The following is an 18,560-nucleotide window of genomic DNA, read 5'->3' as shown; positions in this document are numbered from 1 at the left end:
AAGCGCATGCCGATTGCCTCGGCATGCGCGTCAATGGAAACGCCGGAATCAGAGGCCCATGGCCGTCTTGACCACGCCGAACACTTTCGTGTTGTCCAGCGTGCCCTTCAGCGGTGCGCTGCCCGGACCAGAGGAGAACAGCATCACATCACCGCCGCCGTGCGTTTCCGAGCCGGGCGTGCCGAGCTGCACGCCCACTTCCTGCAGGTAGTCGTCCGCCGTGGTGTCGACGGCCGCTACGTTGTCGCGCGTGGCCTTGCGCGGGGTGCCGCCGTTGCCGAACACCAGCGTGGTGTATGGCAGGCCGTCGGCGGCCAGTTGTGGCTGGCCCGTCTTGATGTCGTTCGACACACCCAGGATCGGGTTGCCCTTGCGCGGGTAACCGTTGATCGTCATCGTGTGATCGTGGTCGGCCGTGACGACGATCAGCGTGTTGGACAGATCCGCAATCGACAGGGCGCGCTTGATGGCCTCGTCAAACGCACCGGCATCTTCCAGCGCGCGCTTGGCGTTGGTGCCGTGCAGTGCGTGGTCGATGCGGCCGCCTTCCACCATCAGGAAGTAGCCCTTGCCGTTTTTCTGCAGCACGCGCATGGCCTTCTCGGTCATGTCGGCCAGGCTGGGCTCGTCCACGCTGTTCTTCTTGCGGTCCAGCTCGTAGTTCATGTGATCCAGGTTGAACAGGCCGAGCAGCTTGTTCGTCGTGGCCGGGTTGATGGCGGCGAGCCCGGTGCCGGTGGTCACGTAGGTGTAGCCGGCGGTCTGGAACTGGGCGGTCAGGTCGGTGGTGTCCGTGCGCTTGCTGCCGGTGGTGCCCTGCGGCAGGTAGTGGCGGCGGCCACCGCCCAACAGTACGTCCAGGCCATCCTTGAGCGCGGCGTTGTACAGCGCGTTGCCCGGCGTGCCTTGCGCGGCGATTTGGTTCTCGCCGTCGCGGTGGCAGATGTGCGAGTACGTGGCAGCCGGTGTGGCGTGCGTGACACGCGTGGTCGTCACGGCGCCCACCGATTTGCCGGCGGCCTTGGCGAGTTCCAGCAGCGTGACGGCCGGCGTGCCGTTGTTGGCGGGGCACGTGGTGTCGGCACCGTTCACGTAGGCCTTGCCGGTGCCATCGCTGGCTTTGGTGTCTTGCGACATGGAGATGACTTCGTTGTTCATCTTCACGCCGGTCATGTAGGCCGACATCGACGGGGCGCTGTCGGTGGTCTGCGCATCGTTGGAGTACGTCTTGATGCGCGCCGTGCGCTTGAGCGTTTCCATCGTGAGCTTGCCGCTCTCGCCCACCTTGTAGATGCGCGTGGCGGTGACGGTGGTCGGGCCCATGCCGTCGCCCAGGAAGAAGATCACGTTCTTGGCTTCACCGGCGGCGTGCGCTTGGGGCAAGGCACCGGCGGCCAGCGCCAGCAGACTGGCGCGGAGGATACGGTTCGATTGCTTGTTCATATTCGCCTCTGCCTCTTTTACAGACCCACGGCCTGTTTGATGAGGCCGAAGACCTCGGTGTTGTCCATCGTGCCAGTGAAACGCTCGGCGCCCATGCCGCGTGCGCCGATGAAGACATCGGTGCCGCCGTGTGTCTCGCCACCCGGCGCGACCGGGATGACGGCTTCCTGGTGGTAGGTCTTGTCGTAGACCGCTGCATCGGTGAGCGCGCCGCGCGTGGCCGGGCGGTTCTCGCCGGTGCCGAAGCCGATGATGGTGAACGGGTTGCCCGCCGTGTCGGTGGCGTTGTTGCCGGTCACGTAGCTCTTGAGCAGGCCCAGCACGCCGGGGTTGCTGTCGCTGGTCGGGCCGGTGCGCTTGGCGTAGCCGTTGAGCACGAGCGTGTGGTCGTGGTCAGCCGTCACGACGATCAGCGTGTTCTTCAGCCCCGGGTCGATCGTGTTGAGCTTGTCGATCGCGCCGCGAATGGCCGAATCAAACGCCACCGTGTCCTGCAGTGCCTTGCGTGCAGTCGTTTCGTGCAGCGCGTGGTCGATACGGCCGCCTTCCACCATCAGGAAGAAGCCCTTCTTCTTGGCGGCGAGCACGTCGATGGCCTTGTTGGTCATCTCGCCCAGGCTCGGCTCCTTGGTGGCGTCGCGATCGAGGTCATACGACATGTGGCTGCTGGTGAACAGGCCCGCCACCTTCTTGCTGCTGGCGGCTAGCGCGTCGAACTCTGCACGGGTGCTGGCGTAGCTGTAGCCGGCGTCTTGCAGTTCCTTCGTGAGGTTGCGGCCATCGGTGCGCACGCCGCCCTTGGTTTTGTCCGACAGGAAGTGCTTGCTGCCGCCGCCGAAGATCACGTCCACGCCGTCGCCCAGCGCAGCGTTGTAGCCCTTGCCGCCCGGCGTCAGTTGCGCGGCGATGGTGTTCTCGCCATCGCGGTGGCAGATGTGCGAGTACGTGGCCGCCGGCGTGGCGTGCGTGATGCGCGTGGTGGTGACCACGCCCGTGCCGTAGCCGGCTGCCTTCATCAGTTCGAGCAGCGTGGTGACGGGCTTGCCGTTGCCGCTCGGGCAGGTGCTGTCGGCGCCTGACAGGTAGTCCTTGCCGCCCGCGTCATAGGCCATCGTGTCCGGCGACATGGAGATGACTTCGTTATTCATCTTCACGCCGGTCATGTAGGCCGACATCGACGGCGCCGAATCGGTCACCTGTGCGTTGTTCGAGAAGGTGCGCACGAAGCCGGTTTCCGGCAGCGTGTCCATGGTCAGCTCACCGTCTTCGCCCACCTTGTAGATGCGCGCGGCGGTCATGGTGGTCAAGCCCATGCCATCGCCCAGGAAGAACACGACGTTCTTGGTCGGTCCGGTGGACGGGGTGGTCGGCTTGCCATCTGGCTCGGCGCTGCCGGTGGTGGATGTGCCATCACTGCCGCATGCCGTCATGGCGATGGCGGCCGCGATAGCGGCGGCGTATTTCGTGAATTTATGGTTGTGCATCGTTGGCTCCCTGAACGATGCCCGGCACTTTGGTGCCCGCGTGTTGCACGTCTGTGATGCGGGTGCGCCGCTTCCTAACCCGATCGCAAGGTTCAAATATGACAACGCATTGACACCGCCCAATGGAGCGGGCTATGGCCTTGCGCTTGCCTGAGCAGTGGACCCATCACTCCACGCTACGATGCTTGTTATCGCTCGCACCTGCGTATGCCCATGCTCACTCGCCAATTCGTCAGCCACGTCACGCTACGGCGCGACACCATCACCACCTTCGACGCGTATCCGTTCAGCCTGCCCGCCGTGCGCGCACTCGACACGCTGGCGCTGCACCCGAAGATGACCTTCCTGGTGGGCGAGAACGGCTCAGGCAAATCGACCCTGATGGAAGCGATGGCCGTGGCGATGGGGTTCAATGCCGAGGGAGGCTCGCGCAACTTCAACTTCAGCACGCATGCCTCGCACTCGGCGTTGCACAACCACCTGCGCATCGCCAGGGGCTTCCGCAGGCCGCGCACCGAGTTCTTCCTGCGCGCAGAAAGCTTCTTCAACGTGGCAACCAACATCCAGCGCATGGATGAAGAGCCCGGCCCGGGCGGGAGGGTGATCGCCTCCTACGGGGGCAAATCCCTGCACGCGCAGTCGCACGGCGAGTCCTTCATGGCGCTGCTGATGCACCGCTTTGGCAGCAATGGCCTCTACCTGCTCGACGAACCGGAGGCCGCGCTCTCGCCGCAGCGGCAACTGGCGGTGCTGGCGCGCATCCATGCGCTGGTGCGGCAGGAAAGCCAGTTCATCATCGCCACGCATTCGCCCATCCTGATGGCCTATCCCGATGCCTACATCTACCAGTGTGATGGTGAGGGCATCCGACGTATTGCGTACGAAGAAACCGAACACTTTCAGGTGACGCGGGATTTCCTTGCAAATCCGCAGCGGATGCTGAACATCCTGCTCGAAGAGTGAATATCTCCGCCCGTCTCGGAGATACGTCCTTCTTATCGTTACTGGCTTTCGCCAGCTCGCTCTACGGCGGTGAGCACTTCCCACGTTTCAGGGTTCACCTGACAACCTTCTAGGGTCATCAGCACGTATGCGCCGATGGCATCGAGAAAGCCGCGCCTGAACTCCGGCGGATGGATGCCGGCGTAGGCCAACTCCCAACGCAGCGCATCCGGCGTGTATTGCCCGTGTCTACGCACGTCGCTTTGTGTGCGGCGGAGGAAGTCGCGCGCAGCGAGTGCGCCTGTCAGGTAGATGCATCGCTTGGAAGTCATCGGCACCCTCCTGATGAGATGGGAAAAGCTCGACGACCTAAGGGTGGGGATGGGTAGGACGCGGGGCGATACCCGCTGATGGCGGTAGCCATGTGGCCTCCGGGAAGTAGGTTCGCGGGAGGCTCGCCGCTCGCTGCTAAACGAGGGTGGCGGGCCTGACGACGGCGTTAGCAGACCGGTCCCTACTTCCCGATTCAACCGGCAGACCTTTCGGTCTCACCGCCCGGCCCGCCATGAAAACAATAGGCGTGCGCAAGCACCGGACATGAAAACGCCGCGCGAAAAGGCGGCTGTCCGTCGGGAAAACGTAGGGAAGACATGGGCTGCTAAACCCGGTCACCGCCGAAGCGATGACACGTGGATTATAGCTGCCCCACTTGCTCGAAATCGTTTCAAATTTAAAGCGCAATCTTTTGCCATTAAAGACGCGCGAAATCAGAAACTGCCGATTGAGGCCGTCGCTGATTTGCCTCCCAATGAAGCACTTTCCATCTTGCGGAGGCAGACTTGGTATTTTTCCGAACGCAATCTGTGCGTGCTGGCGGGCGTTGGTGCGCACACCCTGATCTGCATTTGCGCCGAATCTCCACCAAAGCGCTGATGGCTGGAGGCCGGCAAGATGCCTGACGTCCGCTATGCGCTGAAGAACTACGACAAGACGACCACTGGCGGCGTGCTCATATCAACCACGCAAGGCATGACGCACCACGGCCAGCCCGTGGGTGTCGAGGGCGACTTCGCCACGTGCCCAGCATGCAAGGGAGGTGGTCCGGTCTTCAATGACTGCAATCCGAATTTCGGGGTGTTGGGAAAGCAAATTCTGGTGAGCGGCGCGCGTGTCTATTGCAAGTGCCAAAAGAGACCAGTGGTCATTCCCTCGCAGAGCGATTTCACCATCGAGGTTGTCAGCAGCGCCAACCCCAGCCGAGCCGGTGATTCGTTTGGGCAGCCTCTTATGGCAGGAGATTCGACGCGAGATGGCGAATCGGAATACGCCGATCGCTATGCGTTCATTGACGAGCGCAGCGGCAGGCCCATCGCCGACGCTGCGTATGCGATCAAACGGGCAAGCGGTGCCGTCGAACATGGCACCACCGATTCCGCGGGGCGTCCGCACCGGCTCTCAACCACGGCCCAGGCGGAAACCATCGCCATCTATTTGGAGGACTGATTGATGGCGGAACACATTGCCACCCCCGACGGGCGGCGCCTTAAGAAAATCGAGCAACGCGCGACGACAGCGACCAGCGATAGTAGCGACAAGGCGGTCTATGCCAACGCACCGCGCGTTTGCTACAACATGCCGAACGAAGAATTCTTTCCGCTGATGATGCGATTGCGGGACAAGGCTGTGCTTTTGATGGGAGATCGTTTGGCTGAACTGGTGCGCTGGAACGCCGCGGATCGCGACAAGGTACTGCTGTGGTTTGGTGACGACTCCGAAACAGTCCGGCAGACGCTGAATGATGGCCTGACTCGCATGCGGGGAATCATGCGTGGGTTGACTGAAAAGAGTTTCGTTAAATTCTCGCCAGAGGGCGTTCGTGCTGCGGGGTGTTTGCCACGAGGGAAGGAGGGGGATGCACCGGCGGCTGCCAGCGTTTGCAAAGAGGATGGAACTTATACCGTGTTCATCGGCAGTGAATTCTGCGACAAAGACCCGGATGAGATAACTCTCCATGGGGTGCCAAAAGACGTCGAGTCAAAGCTCACAATCTTCATCCATGAGGTTTCGCACTTTCCAGCAGCGATGAATGCTGAGGACCACTTCTACGGGATGATGCCTTCTCGCGTTCGAGCCAAGGCCCGAGATGAATTTTGTCTGAGCAACTCTGACAGCATTGCTTACTACGTAGCAAATATTCCCAATTGGACCTATAGGCCACCCGCATGGAAACCATGAAGAAGCTACTCTTAGCGCTCTTTCTTGTACTCAGTTTCTCGGCAAAAGCATGCCATCCGCCTTTCATGAATATTGATGTGACATTCGAGCCCAACGCAACGCGGCCGGATGCTGCCGGGATGGCGAAGCTGGAGCAGTGGCGCGTCGACACACGACGAGCGTTCCCTGCAGGCTTCCAAGTCTTCATGACGCTTTGGGAGAACGATTCAATGGGGAGCTCCGAGGATGTTGCTCGCGCGCGAGCGGCATTCGTGACCAAATTTCTGATAACGACGAATGTGAATTCATCAGACATATATCCACCGGAGATCCGGCCTATAGGTATAGGGTCGGGAAGATTCAAGAGTGAAGAGGCAGGGATCAATACGATGGAAATAGGCATCAATCCACGTTGCCCTCATGTGTGTTGCGACCCAATGCTGGGAGGCCCCAGCCACACGAACTTCTAGTGCTTCTGTAGCGACCATCTCACTGATGTTTGCCACGCACTCACCAATGCCGATGGCCCATCCCGATGCCGCCACCTGCCGGTGTGATGGTGAAGGCGTCTGGCGTATCGCATATGAGGAAATCGAGAATTTTCAGGTGACGCCGGATTTCTTGGTCAATCCGCGACGGATGCTGACGGTACTCTCGGATGACTGATTCAACGTTAAGCGTTGCCCACGCTTTTCTTCTTTCGGTTGTCTTGTTTTGCGAGGTGTTTCGAGTCGCTAGCAAGAAGCCTGTATTTTGATTTAGTAACGTTGCCCCGATTTTTGTGATTGCCATGGATAATGCTGCGCAGATCCGGCCAGCAAAAGCGTTGGCGGCCATACAGCACCGTAATTGAACGCGAAATGATGAAACCAACAAGAATGCGATGGATATTGGCCCGCCTCATGGCGGCCCTGGGTGTGATGGTTGTCGCGGGGTGTGCGACGCAACCGCCAGCCGCGGTGTCGGAGCAGCGTGCCGATTCCGCGCGGCTTGGCACCCAGTGGGGAGAGGGGATCGAATCCCGCCTGCAAACGGTCGATCTCCGGCGTTTGAGCAATGAGCCGGTGGTTCAGCACACGTTGTCTTACTCAGAGGCCAGCGGGAAGGGCAATGCCGTTCGGGAAATCATGCTCGGCAAAGGAAGAATTGGATTAACCGTTCTTCATGACGGGCATGCGCCCTGGTCGATTTACCTGGATGGCGCCAACGCCCACCTTCAAGGAAAGAAAGGTGAGCGTTATGTGTTGCAGTATCGCAATTACTCGAAGCAGAGCATCTACGAGATCGTTACGACGGTGGATGGGCTGGGCGTGATGAGTGGCCGGGCGGGGAGCATCAAGAGTGCGGGTTATGTTCTCAAACCGGGTGAGGTTCTCCAGGTCGAGGGGTTCCGGAAGAGCCGCGAGGAAGTAGCAGCGTTCCGTTTTGCCGAGGTGGACGACGCCTACGCGGCCAACAGCAAATACGGGGCGGCCTCGAATGTTGGCGTGATTGGTACCGCCGTGTTTGAACTCTACGATCCCAACAAAAAGGACAAACCGGCGCCGGCAGACACCCCGAACGCATTCCCCGGCGACGGCAAGTCAGGGGACGATCCTCGCTATGCGACTCCGCCTGAGTACAGGAAGGGTTGATCGCCCCATGCGCCGTTGTTGAGCCGTCGAGGTGGCTAAATTACGACGCTGAGGATGAGGCCGGTTTGGGTGAAAGCCTTGACCGGCCTTGTTTTCGTTCTGTCGGTCGCCTCATGCATCACATGGTGGGCTCGTGTTGGCCTGCCGCAGATTCATCGAATCCGCTACAATCCAGCCCATTCCGAGGAGCGTTGCAACGGACCAGCACAGTCTGGCCGCCAGGCTCGGAAGTTCAAACGGCGCTCGCAGTATCGTGGCTGACACGATGGCGAGAACGCATCTATCCGGGGCCGGTGCATTGAAGTGCATTGGCGCCCCGTCTCAGCAGTTATCTCTCCAGCGTGCGGTTACTCATCCTTTTCGGAGTGATCCAATGAACGCTGTCACCGATCTGAAACACGACTACCTCGTCGCCGACATCAAGCTGGCCGACTGGGGCCGCAAGGAAATCGCCATTGCCGAGACCGAAATGCCCGGTCTGATGGCCATCCGCGAGGAGTTTGCCGCCAGCCAGCCGCTCAAGGGCGCGCGCATTGCCGGCTCGCTGCACATGACCATCCAGACCGCCGTGCTGATCGAGACGCTCAAGGCACTCGGCGCCGACGTGCGCTGGGCCTCGTGCAACATCTTCTCGACGCAGGACCACGCTGCCGCGGCGATCGCTGTATCGGGCACGCCGGTGTTTGCGTACAAGGGCGAATCGCTCAAGGAATACTGGGACTTCACGCACCGCATCTTCGAGTGGGCCGATGGCGGTACGCCCAACATGATTCTGGACGACGGCGGCGACGCGACGATCCTGCTGCACCTGGGCGCCAAGGCTGAGAAAGACGCCTCCGTCATCAGCAAGCCGACCAGCGAGGAAGAAACCTTCCTGTTCGCCGCCATCAAGGAAAAGCTGGCGAAGGACGCCACCTTCTACAGCCGCAACCTCGACGCCATCAAGGGTGTGACCGAAGAAACCACCACGGGCGTGCACCGCCTGTACCAGATGGCCCAGCGCGGCGAGTTGCGCTTCCCGGCCATCAACGTGAACGACTCGGTTACCAAGAGCAAGTTCGACAACCTGTACGGCTGCCGTGAATCGCTGGTCGACGGCATCAAGCGCGCCACCGACGTGATGATCGCCGGCAAGGTGGCCGTGGTGGCCGGCTACGGCGACGTGGGCAAGGGCTCGGCACAGGCGCTGCGCGCGCTGTCGGCGCAAGTGTGGGTGACGGAAATCGACCCGATCTGCGCACTGCAGGCCGCCATGGAAGGCTACCGCGTGGTCACCATGGACTACGCTGCCGAGCACGGCGACATCTTCGTGACCTGCACGGGCAACTACCACGTCATCACGCACGACCACATGGCCAAGATGAAGGACCAGGCCATCGTCTGCAACATTGGCCACTTCGACAACGAGATCGATATCGCCTCGGTGGAGAAGTACCAGTGGGAAGAGATCAAGCCGCAGGTCGATCACGTGATCTTCCCCGACGGTAAAAAGATCATCATCCTGGCCAAGGGCCGCCTGGTGAACCTGGGCTGCGCCACGGGCCACCCGTCGTACGTGATGAGCAGCTCGTTCGCCAACCAGACCATCGCGCAGATCGAGCTGTGGACCGAAGCGCAGAAGGGCTCGAACAAGTACCCGGTGGGCGTGTACACGCTGCCCAAGCACCTGGACGAGAAGGTCGCGCGCCTGCAGCTCAAGAAGCTCAATGCGCAACTGACCGAGCTGACCGACCAGCAGGCCGCGTACATCGGCGTGAGCAAGCAAGGCCCGTACAAGGCTGATCACTACCGCTATTGATCGGCTGTCAGCCGTATCCGCCGGCGGCACTTTCCGCCGCCGGCATTCAACCCGAGGACTCCCCATGAGACTGCTCGCTGTCTGGGTCATCAACGCGCTGGCGTTGCTGCTTGTCGCTTACCTGCTCAAAGGCATTCACGTCGCCGGTTTCACTTCCGCGCTGATTGCGGCGCTTGTGCTGGGTCTCGTCAATACGCTGATCCGTCCGGTCCTGGTCATCCTCACCCTGCCAGTGACGATCCTCACGCTCGGGCTGTTCATCTTCATCATCAACGCGCTGCTGTTCATGTTCGTCGGCAACGTGCTGTCGGGCTTCCAGGTGGCCAGCTTTGGCTCGGCGCTGCTGGGCTCCGTGCTGTACAGCGTGATTTCGTGGCTGCTGTCCAGCTTGCTGCTGGGCGAGCGCCGCTAATGGGTCTTCCATGAACGATCGTCAATTCAGTTTCGAATTCTTTCCGCCCAAGACGGCGGAAGGCGCCGAGAAGTTGCGCAACACGCGTGCGCAGCTCTCACCGCTCAAACCGCGCTTCATTTCCGTGACGTTTGGCGCCGGCGGTACTACGCAGCAGGGCACGCTCGACGCCGTGGTAGAAATCCAGCGCGAAGGCATCGAGGCCGCACCGCACCTGTCGTGCGTGGGCTCGTCACGCGAGAGCATTCGCGCGATCCTCAACACGTATCGCGAACACGGCATTCGCCGCATCGTTGCGCTGCGCGGCGACATGCCCTCGGGCATGGGCGAGATCGGTGAATTCCGCTTCGCCAACGAGCTGGTCGAATTCATCCGCCAGGAAACCGGCGACGCCTTCCACATTGAAGTGGCCGCGTATCCGGAGTACCACCCGCAGGCACGCTCGCCCAAGCACGATCTGGACAACTTCGCCCGCAAGGTGAAGGCGGGTGCCAACTCCGCTATCACGCAGTACTTCTTCAATGCGGATGCGTACTTCCAGTTTGTTGCCGACGCGCACAAGCTGGGCGTGGACGTGCCCATCGTGCCCGGCATCATGCCGATCACGAATTCATCGCAGCTGATGCGCTTTTCCGAGATGTGCGGCGCCGAGATTCCGCGCTGGGTGGCCAAGCGCCTGGAGAGCTTTGGCGACGACCGCGAATCGATCCGTGCCTTCGGCCTGGATGTGGTGACAGCGCTGTGTGATCGTCTGCTGCAAGGCGGGGCGCCGGGTCTGCACTTCTACACGCTCAACGCTGCCGGCGCCACGCGCGCCATCTGGCAGCGCCTCGGCCTGTAAGCGGCAAGAGAAGACAGGACAAGGAGATCGTCATGGCAGCCGCACCTGATCCACTGGTCGCCTGGTTGCTTGACGAACTCCGACCGCTCGCCGCGCAGATCGGCGAGATCCGCGCCCGCCGGATGTTCGGCGGTGCGGCCCTGTATTACGACGACATTGTCTTCTCGCTGGTGATCGACAGCACCTGCTACCTGCGCGTGGATGACGCCACGCGGGCGCGCTTTCTTGCGGAAAAGTCGGTGCCGTTCAGCTACGACCGCGAGGGGCGCACCATCAGCATGAAGGGGTATCTGAGCACGCCGGCCGATGCGCTTGATGGCGGCCAGCCACTGCGTGATTGGGTGCGACTGGCGATCGAAGCTGCGCTGCGCGAGGCGAATGCGAAGGCGGCCAAGCCGAAGCGCGCCGCCACAAAGACAACGGCGACCAAGAAGGCCGCCGCCAAGAAAACCGCTGTAAAGACTGTCGCCGCAAAGAAAGCGGCCAAGCGCTGAGCGTTTAGTACAGCGTTGTTTTCAGCCGCTCGGGCAATTCGCGGTCGTAGGCGTCCCCATCAAACGCGCCGCCGCTGATGTGCTGCAGGATCTTGCCTGCGGTAGGCAGCGCGGGCTTCGCTTCCTGTGCACCACGCTCCCACAGCTTGGAGCGCACCACCGCCTTCGAGCAGTGGAAGTACACCGACTGCACCTTCACGATGATCACGCTGCGCGGCAGCTTGCCCTGCACGGCAGCCGCGGCAAGCAACTCCGGATCGGTCGAGATCGTTGCCGTGCCGTTCACGCGCAGGGTCTCGCCCGCGCCCGGCACGATGAAGAGCACGGACACGCGCCCGTCTTCCACGATGTTGCGCAGGTTGTCGATACGGTTGTTGCCCGGCCGGTCGGGAATGACCAGCGTACGTTCGTTGAGGATGCGCACAAAGCCCGGCGCATCACCTTTGGGCGACGCATCCGTGCCCGCGGCTCCCACTGACGACAGCACGATAAACGGCGAGGCTTCCACGAACGCGCGGTAGTCCTCGTTCAGGTGGTCGATCTCCTTCAGGACGGAGCGCGGGTTCGGCGTGCCGTAGATGGCTTCGAGTTGCGCAACGGTCGTCAGCGTGTGGGTCATGGGGGCTCTCAGGATCGGTTTAAAACACGCCGCACTCGGTGACGATGCAGTCGAGTGCGATGTCGTGCGGTTGTGGCGCGATGGATTCCACCCGGTTCACCTCGAACGCTACGCCAATGGTGTGCGGGCGGTGGCCGGCGGTATGCAATGCAGCGAGCGTGCGGTCGTAGAAGCCGCCACCGTAGCCGATGCGATAGCGCTGCGTATCAAAGCCGACGCAAGGAATCAGCAGGGCATCGGGCGTTTCCATCTCACCCGCGCGGGGGATGGGAATGTTGTACGCGCCCAGCGTCATTTCACAATCGGGCGCCCATCGCCGAAACTGCAAGGGCGAAAACTTGTCAGTCACCACGGGCAGCAGCGCGTGGCGCGTGGCATCCGCCGTCAGCCAGTGGCCCAGCACGGTCAACGCATCGAACTCGCCCTGCGTTGGCCAGTAGGCGGCCAGGCGTTTGACGGGCAGCGTCTGCAGCAGGTCGGCCAGGTGGTGCGCCAGCGCGGCGTCATGTGCGACGCGCTCGGGCAGCGTGGCACGCGCATCGAGCAGCATGGTGCGCAGGGTACGGCGAGATTCGATCGGCGTGGTCGGGTTTGCCGGATCGTGCGGGTTCCCTAAGGCTGACATGGGATAATTCAGCGACCTAACAGTGATTGGATGGGGTAGGAGATGGCATTGAAGGGCAAGGCAGTATATCGCGCAGTGGCGCTGGCTTTTGTAGGGGTGATCGGCATCGGCGCGGTGGGTCCGCTGAGTCCCGTTGGGGTGGCCGCACCGGCCAAGCGGCAGGCGCCGCAAGGCATTCCGGCCAATCCGGACGACGCCTTCGTCGAGTTGCGTAACGCTGCGCGCCGCAACGACGTGTCGCGCAGCTGGGAGCTGGCCGACAGTCTGGCCGACTACCCGATCCCATCCTACGTGCAGTATTTCCGCATCAAGCCGCAGTTGTTCGACGCCAGCGGCTATGCGCGCACGGATGCGCCGGAAGACGAGATCCGCTCGTTCCTGCAGCGCTACCAGGGTGGTGCGATTGCCGACCGTTTGCGCAACGACTGGCTGCTCGTGCTCGGCAAGAAGCGTGACTGGGCCACCTTTGATGTCGAGTACCCGAAATTTGTGCTGAAGGACGACACGCAGGTCGAGTGTTATGCCCTGCTCTCGCGCGCGATGAAGGGCCAGAACGTGGCCGCCGACGCACGCAACACACTGTCCGACCCGAAGGGCTATGGCGAAGGTTGCGTTGACCTGATCGGCTATCTGGTCCAGGCCAACCAGTTCACGCGGGCGGACGTGGCCTTTGCGGCGCGACTGTCGCTGGAGCAGAACCTGGTGACGCAGGCGTCGCGCATTGCGGCCGTGCTGCCCGAGGGCGATCGTGTGGACAACGACACGCTGGCCAACGTCACGCGCATGGCGCGCAACGACCCGTCGCAGGCAACGGCGTATCTGCTGGCGCAAAGTGGCGGCCTCTCGCGTGAGGAGCAAGGTGCGGGCTGGGGTGTGATCGGCCAGTATGCGGCCAAGAAGCAGACCCCCGATGCGCTCGATGCCTACCGCCGCCAACTGACGCTGGGCGGCGATGCCTGGCTGTCCGACGATTCGCAGGAATGGCGCGTACGCACCGCCCTGCGCGCGGGCGATTGGAAGATGGTGCGCCAGGCCATCGACAGGATGCGCCCCACCCTGCGCGATCGGGATCCGGCCTGGACGTACTGGTACGGCCGCGCGCTCAAGGCGGATGGCCGCAACGACGATGCCAAGCAGCGGTTCCAGTCCATCGCGGGGCAGTTCAATTTCTACGGACAGCTTGCGCAGGAAGAGCTTGGCCAGCGCATCACCGTGCCGCCCAAAACCACCGTGACGGATGCGGAGATCGATGTGATGGGCCGCAACCACCCAGGCTTCGGTCGGGCCAAGCGTCTGTATGACCTGAACCTGCGCTTCGAGGGCAACCGCGAGTGGAACTGGGAGCTGCGCAACATGAGCGACCGCGAGCTGATCGCGGCGGCGGAATATGGCCGCAAGCTCGGCCTGCTCGACCGCACTGTCAACTCGGCCGACAAGACCCGCGCCGAACATGACTTCTCGCTGCGCTTCCCCACGCCGTTCCTCAACGTGGTGCAGCGCAATGCCGATGCCGTCGGTCTGGACATTGCCTGGGCCTATGGCCTGATCCGCCAGGAGTCGCGCTTCATCATGGATGCACGTTCGTCGGTGGGGGCGTCAGGCCTGATGCAGGTGATGCCGGAAACCGCCAAACGCGTGGCCAAGAAGATCGGCCTGCCGGGCTTCCGACCCTCGCAGATGAGCGACATCGATACCAACGTGCTGCTGGGCACGAGCTACCTGTCGATGATCCTGACGGATCTCGACAGCTCGATGACGCTGGCGACTGCCGGCTACAACGCAGGCCCCGGCCGCCCGAAGCGCTGGCGCTCGACGCTCACGCGCCCGGTGGAAGGCGCGATCTTCGCCGAGACCATTCCCTTCAATGAGACGCGTACGTATGTGAAGAACGTGCTGTCCAACGCCACGTATTACAGCGCGCTGATGACCGGCCGCCCGCAGTCCCTGAAGGATCGCCTGGGCAAAGTCGGGCCGGAGGCGGTGACGCCGGACGACCTGCCGTAAGCCACGTACACAAGCGACGCAAACAAGCGACGCAAACAAGCGACGACATCGTCATAAAAACGCCCGCAGCGATGCGGGCGTTTTGCATGGGGGCGGGCGTTCTGGCGGTCACAACGGTGCCGCCCGCAGCACATCGCACCGTTGCGCCTTGGGGGCGGTCGCCTTCGGGATGTATTGTGGTGGAGCCCCCTCTCCCCCTTCTCCCGTCTTGGAGATGCATCATGCACACCTCCAATCTGCTCGTTTTTGGTGGCACCGGTTTCATCGGCACGCAGTTGCTTTCGCGACTGGTGACGGAGACCTTTGCCGCGCCCGGCCTGCCCGAGGGCCGCGTGATCGTGCCGACGCGCGACGCCGAGTCCGCCCGGGCGCACAACCTGACGTTGCTGCCACGCGTGGATGTGATGGACGCCGACATCTACGCTGACGACGCCCTCGACGCACTGTTCCTGGCCCTTACGGAGCGCGGTGGCCAGCACTGCGCGGTCATCAACCTCGTTGGTGTCCTGCAGGACGAGCGCGTGATGCCTTACGGCCCCGCATTCCAGCGCGTGCATGTGGATCTGCCCCGTCGCATTGTCGCTGCGTGCCGCCGACATGGCGTAAGCCGGCTATTGCACATGAGCGCGCTGGGCGCTGACCCGGCTGGCCCGTCGATGTACCAACGCAGCAAGGGCGACGGCGAGCGCGTGGTCATGAACAGCGAGCTGGACTGGACGGTGTTTCGCCCATCCGTGGTGTTCGGCCCGCAGGATCACTTTCTCAACCTGTTCGCGCGCATGCAGCGCATGGCGCCGTTCGTGCCGCTGGCCTGCGCTGACGCACGCTTCCAGCCCGTCTACGTGGATGATGTGGCCGCAGCCTTCGTCAACGCGCTCGACAATGCGAGCACCTTCCGGCGTGCGTATCCGCTGGTCGGCCCCCGTGTGTACACGCTGGCCGAGTTGATGCGCTTTGCCGGGCGTGCCAGCGGCCACCGGCGCTGGATCGTGCCGCTGCCCGAGGGGCTGGGCCGTATGCAGGCGGCGCTGTTCGAGCACCTGCCCGGCGCGCCCATCTCGCGCGACAACCTGGATTCCATGCGGGTCGACAATGTCAGCGCGGAGCCCATCGCACCGGAACTCGGTATCCATCCACTCGGCATGGAGGCGGTGATGCTGCCCGCCCTTGCCGGATTCGGCCCGAACGCTGGCCTGAGTGCCGCGCGCGCCAGGGCGCATCGTTAGCGGTGCCCGCAATGGGGTGCGCCCCGTTTGTGAGGCCATCTAACAACCGTAGCCAATCCGTTTCATTTTGTCGCGCTGCAGCGCAGGGCTAGAATGACTTGTTCGCCCCACGCTGCAGCCTCTTTCTCCACCGCCAAACACAAGAGCGTTCTGGCGCGCCGGCGTGACATACGCGAACTCCCACAATAATTGCAGTGCACTCTCCAAGGACGGGAATCATGAAACTGGTCATCGGCAACAAGAACTATTCGTCGTGGTCGCTACGCCCATGGCTGCTGGCCAAGCAGGCCGGCATCCCGTTCGAGGAGATTCGCGTGCGCCTGCTGAGCGAAAGCTTTGCCGCCGACGTGGCGCGCCATTCGCCGGCCGGCCGCGTGCCGGTGTTGGTGGACGGCGACATGAACGTGTGGGATTCACTCGCGATTTGCGAGACGCTGGCCGAGCGCTTCCCGCGCGCTCAACTGTGGCCGGCCGACCCGAAGGCCCGCGCGCACGCTCGCTCGATCTGCGCCGAGATGCACTCGGGTTTCAACAATCTGCGCAGCAACATGCCGATGAACGTGACGGCCGTGCTGCCCGGCATGGGCTGGAACGTGGCCGTGCAGCGTGATATCGACCGCATCGCGCAGATGTGGACCGAACTGCGCCAGAAGTACGCATCGGAAGGCCCGTTCCTGTTTGGTCACTTCACGGTGGCAGACGCGTTCTATGCGCCGGTGGTCAGCCGCTTCGCCACCTACGGCGTGCGCTTGCCCGATGTCGCCAAGGCCTACGCCGACCACATCCTCAACCTGCCCGCCATGCAGGAGTGGATCGACGGCGCGCGTGCCGAGCACGACTTCCTCGCCGACGACGAGCCGTATCGCACCACGCCGGACGAGGAAACGCTGGTCGCCGCCAATCAATGACGGAACGCGCAGCACAGGCGGAGCAGGCTGTCCTTGATCCGGCCACGCACGGGCTTCAGGTGTATGCCGTGGGCGGCGCCATTCGTGACGCGCTGCTCGGGCTGCCAGTGCAGGACCGGGACTACGTCGTCGTCGGCGCCACGCCGGAAGACCTGGAGGCGCGCGGCTTTCGCGCCGTCGGCAAGGACTTCCCAGTCTTCCTGCACCCGCGCACGCAGGCCGAGTATGCGCTTGCCCGCACCGAGCGCAAGACGGCGGCCGGCTACAAGGGCTTCTCGGTCTACTACGCGCCCGACGTCAAACTCGAAGACGACCTGATCCGCCGTGACCTGACCGTCAATGCGATGGCGCAACGCGTGGCGGAAGACGGCACGCTGGCCGGCCCGGTCATCGATCCGTACGGCGGACAGGCGGATCTGGCCGCGCGCACGTTCCGGCATGTGTCCGATGCCTTTGTGGAAGATCCGGTGCGCATCCTGCGCCTGGCGCGCTTTGCCGCCCGCTTTGCCGACTTCCACGTCGCGCCCGAGACCAACGCGCTGATGCAGCGCATGGTGCAGGCTGGCGAGGTGGATGCGCTGGTGCCCGAGCGCGTGTGGCAGGAAATCGCCCGCGGGCTGATGGAAGCGCACCCGCAGCGCATGTTTGCCGTGCTGCGTGACTGCGGTGCGTTGGCCCGTCTGCTGCCCGAACTCGATCGCCTATGGGGCGTGCCGCAGCGCGCCGACTATCACCCCGAGGTCGACACCGGCGTGCACACCATGATGGTGATCGAGACCGCCGCCGCCATGGGCGCCCCGCTGCCGGTGCGCTTTGCCGCGCTGGTGCATGACCTCGGCAAGGGCACCACGCCCGAAGACATCCTGCCGCGCCACATCGGCCATGAAGAACGCAGCGTGCCGATGATCGAAGTGGTTTGCCAGCGCCTGCGCGTACCGACGGATTGCCGTGACCTGGCATTGGTGGTTGCACGCGAGCACGGCAACATTCACCGCAGTGATGGGTTTGATGCGACGGCGCTGGTGCGCTTGCTGGAGCGCTGCGATGCGCTGCGCAAGCCCGAGCGGTTCCGTCTGGCGCTGCAGGCGTGCGAGGCGGACGCACGTGGCCGGCTCGGGTTTGAGGACCGCGCGTATCCGCAAACGCAACGCCTGCTGCAGGCGTTGCAGGCCGCATCGTCCATCGATGCCGGCGCCGTTGCCAAGCGCTACGCCGACAACCCGGCGCACATCAAGCAGGCCGTGCACGTGGCGCGCATCGAGGCGGTCACGCAGGCCGGCATCTAGAGAGACTCAGTTCGGCTCGGCCTGCGCGGCCAGCCGCTGCGACATCGCAAACAACTTCAGGAAAAAACCACGGAACGCCTCGGGATCGGGGCGTGCCGTGGTCTGCTGCGCGCCGATAAAGCACAGGTGTGCGATGCGGCCCCAGAATGCCGCATCGCCTGGTGCACCGCCGTCCAGGCTGCACAGCGAGGTGGCGAAGGCCAGCCGCAGGGCATCGACACGCTGCAGGGTGTCGGCCACCAGCGGCTCGCGCATCGCCCAGGCGCGGATGGCGACTTCACGCTGCGGATGCATCGACGCGGCCACATCGAGGTAGCGCATGAGCAAGGTCTCTGCCGTGTCGCCAGGCTGGATGAGCGAAAGGATGCTGCCGGTGTAGGTGCGCTCCCACTCGGCAAGCAGGCTGCGCACGTAGTCGTCGCGGCTGGTGAAGTGGTGGTAGAACGCGCCACGTGTCACGTTCAGGCGACGGGCAAGGCGCTCCGCAGAAATGCCGACAGCCCCTTCGATGTCGAGCAACTCGAAACCGGCTTCGATCCAGTGCGCGCGGGTGGTCTTGGGCATCGTGGTGTCCTTGGGGCAAAAACTGACAGGCTGTGTAGGGTGCGCAGCCGGCAGGTATTGTAGGCG

21 protein-coding genes and 1 riboswitch are annotated in these 18,560 nt (G+C 63.1%); of the genes, 14 read left to right on the top strand and 7 right to left on the bottom strand.

The features are described 5' to 3' along the window. Positions 1-48 precede the first annotated feature (48 nt). Together JHD73_RS14930 and JHD73_RS14925 are read right to left on the bottom strand one after the other, a co-directional pair. Complete coding sequence (locus tag JHD73_RS14930) at positions 49-1,443, bottom strand: alkaline phosphatase (protein ID WP_199031057.1); 1,395 nt, start codon at positions 1,441-1,443, stop codon at positions 49-51. A gap of 17 nt (positions 1,444-1,460) precedes the next feature. Continuing rightward, positions 1,461-2,927, bottom strand: coding sequence for an alkaline phosphatase (locus tag JHD73_RS14925; RefSeq protein ID WP_199031056.1), 1,467 nt, complete (start codon positions 2,925-2,927; stop codon positions 1,461-1,463). A gap of 213 nt (positions 2,928-3,140) precedes the next feature. On the opposite strand from JHD73_RS14925, the gene JHD73_RS14920 reads away from it, so the two are divergent. Further along, positions 3,141-3,890: an AAA family ATPase gene (locus JHD73_RS14920; RefSeq protein WP_199031055.1), complete on the top strand. Its 750-nt coding sequence runs from the start codon at positions 3,141-3,143 to the stop codon at positions 3,888-3,890. A 38-nt stretch (positions 3,891-3,928) separates the two neighbouring features. Here the strand turns inward: JHD73_RS14920 and JHD73_RS14915 are convergent, their stop codons facing one another. Then, positions 3,929-4,201, bottom strand: coding sequence for a hypothetical protein (locus tag JHD73_RS14915; protein ID WP_199031054.1), 273 nt, complete (start codon positions 4,199-4,201; stop codon positions 3,929-3,931). Between the two features lie 265 nt (positions 4,202-4,466). Here JHD73_RS14915 and JHD73_RS14910 point away from each other — a divergent pair, with 265 nt between their 5' ends. Genes JHD73_RS14910 through JHD73_RS14895 form a run of 4 tightly spaced genes read left to right on the top strand, consistent with a single transcriptional unit; the run spans position 4,467 to position 6,553 of the window. Then, complete coding sequence (locus JHD73_RS14910) at positions 4,467-4,802, top strand: hypothetical protein (protein ID WP_199031053.1); 336 nt, start codon at positions 4,467-4,469, stop codon at positions 4,800-4,802. Positions 4,803-4,820: 18 nt separating this feature from the next. After that, positions 4,821-5,372, top strand: coding sequence for a PAAR domain-containing protein (locus JHD73_RS14905; protein WP_199031052.1), 552 nt, complete (start codon positions 4,821-4,823; stop codon positions 5,370-5,372). 3 nt (positions 5,373-5,375) lie between these two features. Continuing rightward, the gene (locus JHD73_RS14900) at positions 5,376-6,104 is read left to right on the top strand and encodes a M35 family metallo-endopeptidase (protein WP_199031051.1); all 729 of its coding nucleotides are present in this window, start codon (positions 5,376-5,378) and stop codon (positions 6,102-6,104) included. Next, entirely contained in the window at positions 6,092-6,553 is a 462-nt protein-coding gene (locus JHD73_RS14895; protein WP_199031050.1) for a hypothetical protein, read from the top strand. Before JHD73_RS14900 ends, JHD73_RS14895 begins: the two co-directional genes overlap by 13 nt. Positions 6,554-6,593: 40 nt before the next feature. Here JHD73_RS14895 and JHD73_RS14890 read toward each other — a convergent pair whose 3' ends face one another. Further along, complete coding sequence (locus JHD73_RS14890; protein WP_199031049.1) at positions 6,594-6,920, bottom strand: hypothetical protein; 327 nt, start codon at positions 6,918-6,920, stop codon at positions 6,594-6,596. A 23-nt stretch (positions 6,921-6,943) separates the two neighbouring features. Here JHD73_RS14890 and JHD73_RS14885 point away from each other — a divergent pair, with 23 nt between their 5' ends. From JHD73_RS14885 to JHD73_RS14865, 5 genes are all read left to right on the top strand, one after another. Beyond that, positions 6,944-7,717: a hypothetical protein gene (locus tag JHD73_RS14885; RefSeq protein WP_199031048.1), complete on the top strand. Its 774-nt coding sequence runs from the start codon at positions 6,944-6,946 to the stop codon at positions 7,715-7,717. Positions 7,718-7,894: 177 nt separating this feature from the next. Beyond that, positions 7,895-7,969, top strand: a riboswitch (S-adenosyl-L-homocysteine riboswitch). A gap of 121 nt (positions 7,970-8,090) precedes the next feature. Then, the gene (ahcY, locus tag JHD73_RS14880) at positions 8,091-9,515 is read left to right on the top strand and encodes an adenosylhomocysteinase (protein ID WP_199031047.1); all 1,425 of its coding nucleotides are present in this window, start codon (positions 8,091-8,093) and stop codon (positions 9,513-9,515) included. Positions 9,516-9,579: 64 nt separating this feature from the next. Next, positions 9,580-9,927, top strand: coding sequence for a phage holin family protein (locus JHD73_RS14875; protein WP_199031046.1), 348 nt, complete (start codon positions 9,580-9,582; stop codon positions 9,925-9,927). Positions 9,928-9,937: 10 nt separating this feature from the next. Continuing rightward, the gene (gene metF, locus JHD73_RS14870) at positions 9,938-10,768 is read left to right on the top strand and encodes a methylenetetrahydrofolate reductase [NAD(P)H] (RefSeq protein WP_199031045.1); all 831 of its coding nucleotides are present in this window, start codon (positions 9,938-9,940) and stop codon (positions 10,766-10,768) included. A gap of 32 nt (positions 10,769-10,800) precedes the next feature. Continuing rightward, entirely contained in the window at positions 10,801-11,262 is a 462-nt protein-coding gene (locus JHD73_RS14865) for a TfoX/Sxy family protein (RefSeq protein WP_199031044.1), read from the top strand. A 4-nt stretch (positions 11,263-11,266) separates the two neighbouring features. On the opposite strand, the gene JHD73_RS14860 is transcribed toward JHD73_RS14865, so the two are convergent. Further along, entirely contained in the window at positions 11,267-11,881 is a 615-nt protein-coding gene (locus JHD73_RS14860) for a pyridoxamine 5'-phosphate oxidase family protein (protein ID WP_199031043.1), read from the bottom strand. Between the two features lie 19 nt (positions 11,882-11,900). Further along, positions 11,901-12,506 (bottom strand): 5-formyltetrahydrofolate cyclo-ligase, encoded by a 606-nt coding sequence (locus JHD73_RS14855; protein ID WP_199031042.1) that lies wholly within the window; start codon positions 12,504-12,506, stop codon positions 11,901-11,903. 42 nt (positions 12,507-12,548) lie between these two features. Between JHD73_RS14855 and JHD73_RS14850 the strand changes: the two genes are divergently transcribed. The 4 genes from JHD73_RS14850 (at position 12,549) to JHD73_RS14835 (ending at position 17,930) form a co-directional block, all read left to right on the top strand. Beyond that, entirely contained in the window at positions 12,549-14,510 is a 1,962-nt protein-coding gene (locus tag JHD73_RS14850; protein WP_199031041.1) for a lytic transglycosylase domain-containing protein, read from the top strand. A gap of 221 nt (positions 14,511-14,731) precedes the next feature. Then, positions 14,732-15,736: a complex I NDUFA9 subunit family protein gene (locus JHD73_RS14845; RefSeq protein WP_199031040.1), complete on the top strand. Its 1,005-nt coding sequence runs from the start codon at positions 14,732-14,734 to the stop codon at positions 15,734-15,736. A gap of 218 nt (positions 15,737-15,954) precedes the next feature. Further along, positions 15,955-16,644, top strand: coding sequence for a glutathione S-transferase family protein (locus JHD73_RS14840; protein WP_199031039.1), 690 nt, complete (start codon positions 15,955-15,957; stop codon positions 16,642-16,644). After that, positions 16,641-17,930 carry a multifunctional CCA addition/repair protein gene (locus JHD73_RS14835; RefSeq protein ID WP_199031038.1) on the top strand — a complete coding sequence of 430 codons (1,290 nt, stop codon included), beginning with the start codon at positions 16,641-16,643 and terminating at the stop codon, positions 17,928-17,930. The genes JHD73_RS14840 and JHD73_RS14835 overlap by 4 nt, the downstream gene beginning before the upstream one ends. Before the next feature lie 6 nt (positions 17,931-17,936). Here JHD73_RS14835 and JHD73_RS14830 read toward each other — a convergent pair whose 3' ends face one another. Next, positions 17,937-18,494, bottom strand: coding sequence for a TetR/AcrR family transcriptional regulator (locus tag JHD73_RS14830; protein WP_199031037.1), 558 nt, complete (start codon positions 18,492-18,494; stop codon positions 17,937-17,939). Positions 18,495-18,560 lie beyond the last annotated feature (66 nt).

This window comes from Ralstonia sp. ASV6 (genome assembly GCF_016429285.1).
GTDB classification, from domain to species: domain Bacteria; phylum Pseudomonadota; class Gammaproteobacteria; order Burkholderiales; family Burkholderiaceae; genus Ralstonia; species Ralstonia flaminis.
Note: the sequence above shows the minus strand (reverse complement) of the source record. Positions and strands in the feature narration are given on the sequence as shown.

Bases quoted from the DNA above. Each gene is read 5' to 3' on its own strand.
- JHD73_RS14865 (WP_199031044.1), top strand. From the start codon at position 10,801: ATGGCAGCCGCACCTGATCCACTGGTCGCCTGGTTGCTTGACGAACTC.
- JHD73_RS14855 (WP_199031042.1), bottom strand. From the start codon at position 12,506: ATGTCAGCCTTAGGGAACCCGCACGATCCGGCAAACCCGACCACGCCG.
- JHD73_RS14900 (WP_199031051.1), top strand. From the start codon at position 5,376: ATGGCGGAACACATTGCCACCCCCGACGGGCGGCGCCTTAAGAAAATC.
- JHD73_RS14895 (WP_199031050.1), top strand. From the start codon at position 6,092: ATGGAAACCATGAAGAAGCTACTCTTAGCGCTCTTTCTTGTACTCAGT.
- JHD73_RS14840 (WP_199031039.1), top strand. From the start codon at position 15,955: ATGAAACTGGTCATCGGCAACAAGAACTATTCGTCGTGGTCGCTACGC.
- JHD73_RS14860 (WP_199031043.1), bottom strand. From the start codon at position 11,881: ATGACCCACACGCTGACGACCGTTGCGCAACTCGAAGCCATCTACGGC.
- JHD73_RS14850 (WP_199031041.1), top strand. From the start codon at position 12,549: ATGGCATTGAAGGGCAAGGCAGTATATCGCGCAGTGGCGCTGGCTTTT.
- metF (WP_199031045.1), top strand. From the start codon at position 9,938: ATGAACGATCGTCAATTCAGTTTCGAATTCTTTCCGCCCAAGACGGCG.
- JHD73_RS14905 (WP_199031052.1), top strand. From the start codon at position 4,821: ATGCCTGACGTCCGCTATGCGCTGAAGAACTACGACAAGACGACCACT.
- JHD73_RS14915 (WP_199031054.1), bottom strand. From the start codon at position 4,201: ATGACTTCCAAGCGATGCATCTACCTGACAGGCGCACTCGCTGCGCGC.
- JHD73_RS14835 (WP_199031038.1), top strand. From the start codon at position 16,641: ATGACGGAACGCGCAGCACAGGCGGAGCAGGCTGTCCTTGATCCGGCC.
- JHD73_RS14910 (WP_199031053.1), top strand. From the start codon at position 4,467: ATGAAAACGCCGCGCGAAAAGGCGGCTGTCCGTCGGGAAAACGTAGGG.
- ahcY (WP_199031047.1), top strand. From the start codon at position 8,091: ATGAACGCTGTCACCGATCTGAAACACGACTACCTCGTCGCCGACATC.
- JHD73_RS14920 (WP_199031055.1), top strand. From the start codon at position 3,141: ATGCTCACTCGCCAATTCGTCAGCCACGTCACGCTACGGCGCGACACC.
- JHD73_RS14885 (WP_199031048.1), top strand. From the start codon at position 6,944: ATGATGAAACCAACAAGAATGCGATGGATATTGGCCCGCCTCATGGCG.
- JHD73_RS14830 (WP_199031037.1), bottom strand. From the start codon at position 18,494: ATGCCCAAGACCACCCGCGCGCACTGGATCGAAGCCGGTTTCGAGTTG.
- JHD73_RS14890 (WP_199031049.1), bottom strand. From the start codon at position 6,920: ATGGCCGCCAACGCTTTTGCTGGCCGGATCTGCGCAGCATTATCCATG.
- JHD73_RS14875 (WP_199031046.1), top strand. From the start codon at position 9,580: ATGAGACTGCTCGCTGTCTGGGTCATCAACGCGCTGGCGTTGCTGCTT.
- JHD73_RS14925 (WP_199031056.1), bottom strand. From the start codon at position 2,927: ATGCACAACCATAAATTCACGAAATACGCCGCCGCTATCGCGGCCGCC.
- JHD73_RS14845 (WP_199031040.1), top strand. From the start codon at position 14,732: ATGCACACCTCCAATCTGCTCGTTTTTGGTGGCACCGGTTTCATCGGC.
- JHD73_RS14930 (WP_199031057.1), bottom strand. From the start codon at position 1,443: ATGAACAAGCAATCGAACCGTATCCTCCGCGCCAGTCTGCTGGCGCTG.